The 2,188-nt window shown below is 65.4% G+C and carries 2 protein-coding genes and 1 pseudogene; all 3 read right to left on the reverse strand.

Annotated features, from left to right (window positions below):
* Nucleotides 1–617: pseudogene (locus tag AVHM3334_RS23565) on the reverse strand (hypothetical protein); the annotation flags it as partial.
* 16 nt (nucleotides 618–633) lie between these two features.
* Nucleotides 634–1,116, reverse strand: a complete 483-nt coding sequence (locus tag AVHM3334_RS23570) for a hypothetical protein (RefSeq protein ID WP_284415860.1) — start codon at nucleotides 1,114–1,116, stop codon at nucleotides 634–636.
* A gap of 43 nt (nucleotides 1,117–1,159) precedes the next feature.
* On the reverse strand, nucleotides 1,160–2,188 hold a 1,029-nt coding region (locus AVHM3334_RS23575), incomplete at its 5' end, for a bacteriophage T4 gp5 trimerization domain-containing protein (protein WP_502869974.1).

The raw sequence follows: 2,188 nt of genomic DNA on the forward strand, positions 1-2,188 counted from the left end.
GCGCCACCGCCGCGCCGCTGGATGCGCGCCGCCAGGTCGTCGGGCGCTTGTCCCAGGCGGCACAGGGCCAGTTCGCTCGCACGCAGCAGGGGCCCTTCCGGCGCGGCGGCGGCGATGGGCGAAATCAAGGGAAGGCATGCTTGCAGGCCGCATCGCCCCGCCAGTTCGATGCCGAGCGTGCGGGCGGGCTCGTGCGTGCTGCGCAGCAGCGCCGCCACGCGTTCCGGGTGGCGCGCGGCGCTGGCCCGATCAAGCGGGTAGAACCACCATGCGTCGCGCAATGCGGTGCGGTGGGCTGCGCCGTAGCGCTCGAACCATTGCGCCAGCAATCCGGCATCGTCTTGCGGTGCCGCCATCTGCACAGCGCAGGCTGCGGCGACGTGGATCAGCGCGTCGGTGGTCGGGGCGTGGCTGGACGCTGCAATGGCCTGCTCGGCGGCCTGGAGTGCCTCCTGGCCGAAGACCGAGAGTGCGCGCAGGTTGCGATCGATCTTGTCGTCCACCGTTTGCAGTGCGAGCAGTCGAAAGTCCATTGCCTTGGTGATGTGAAGGCGCCGCCGGCGTGCCCGCGCGGTGTCTTCCAGAAGCTCGGCAATGAGTGTTTCGCGGCGGGGCATGAAGGGATCTGGCGGCTCAGTTCAAGTCGATGGACGCGCCTTCGATCTGGTAGGGACCGATGGCGGACTGCGTGATGGCTTGTGCGTGCAAGGCCACGTTGCCCTGCGCAGTGAAGCGCAGCACGGCCTCGCCGCAGCGGATTTCTACCGAACCGAGTGCTTGCAGATTCAATTGCCTTGCCTGGATGTTGAGCGTGCCGGTTGCCGGGTCGAAGCCGATGGCAGCCTCCATGCGCTCGCCCGTGCCTTCCTGGGCGCCCACGCCAGCCGTCAGCGGGTACGCCGCCGTGATGAGCGGAGACTCGGCCTCGGGCAGCAGCACCGCCACACGCTGCCCTGGCAGCAACGCAGGCAGATGGGTAGCGGCTTCGGCGACCACAGGCTGTCCGTCGAGCTGCACGGTCACTTGGCCCGCGGTGTCGGCAGACAGCACCCGGGCTATGCGGATCAGGGGCTGTCCTTGTGTTTCGGACAGTGCGTTGCGTTGGGGGATGGCCATGGAGGTTTCCTGAAAGAGGCAGCGGGAAGGCGTGTGCACGCCTTCAATCGTTATCGCGGACCTGTGGGCTGACCGAAAGAATCTTGTTCTCGCCAAAGAAGGTGATGTCCTTGCCGTTGAGCGTGATGGTGCCGTCCTCCTTCAGCACCAGGCTGCTGCTACCGACGGAAATGGACACGCTCTGGGCATCCATGGTGATGTTGGAGCCACCCGAACCCCCTCCTGATTCACCACCCGACGGAGCGACGATGTTCATGGGGCCGCCCGCGCCTGCGGGCGCACTGCCGCCGCCTGCGGCGCCCACGGTCAAGGTGTATTTGGTGCCGACCGTGGTGGATTGATCGCTGCCCACCTTGGTGCTTTGTGTGCTGCCGACCACCGTGGCCATGATGGCGCCCACGTTGAGGTTGTAGGCCACGCCCACGTTCTCCATGCGGCCCACGCCCACGTTCTGCATGTAGGCGATACCGATGGTCTCGGTCTTGAACTTGCCGACCTTGATCGACCAGTTGCTGCCGATCTTGTCCTTCTCGTTCTTGCCGATGGTCTTGGTGCGGTTCTTGCCGATACGCACCGTCTCGTCGATGCCGACGTCTTCGCGCCGGTTGTCGCCGATGCTGATTTTTTCGTTGTGGTCCACGCGCTCGGTGCGATTGGAATGGATGGTGATGGTCTCGTCGCCATCGACTTCCTCGGTGCGCCAGCCGTGCACGGTGATCTTTTCATCGCGGTCCACCGTCTCGGTGCGGTCGCGATGGATCACATTGGTCTCGTCCCGGTCGATGGTCTTGCGCCGGTCGTTGCCGACCCATTTTTCCTCGTCGTTCTCGACTTCCGTGAGCTGGTCCTTCTGCGCGTGCAGCCACAACTGCTCGGCGCCGGCCTTGTCTTCGAAGCGCAGCGCGTTGGCGTCGCCCGCACCGTTTTTCAGGCCCGGCCCGAAGGCGCCGCCCTTGCTCGATTTGGTCTTGATACCCGACTGCGTGGCGTTGCCGGGCAGGCCCCAGGGAGGCATGTTGTCGGCGTTATAGACGCAGCCCAGGATGATGGGGTAGTCGGGATCGCCGTTCAA

It is taken from the genome of Acidovorax sp. SUPP3334 (assembly GCF_030159055.1).
In the GTDB taxonomy this organism is placed as follows: Bacteria; Pseudomonadota; Gammaproteobacteria; order Burkholderiales; family Burkholderiaceae_C; genus Paracidovorax.

What these genes read in the sequence shown, in the direction of transcription:
- AVHM3334_RS23570 (WP_284415860.1), bottom strand. Translation starts at nt 1,116, where the DNA reads ATGGCCATCCCCCAACGCAACGCACTGTCCGAAACACAAGGACAGCCC.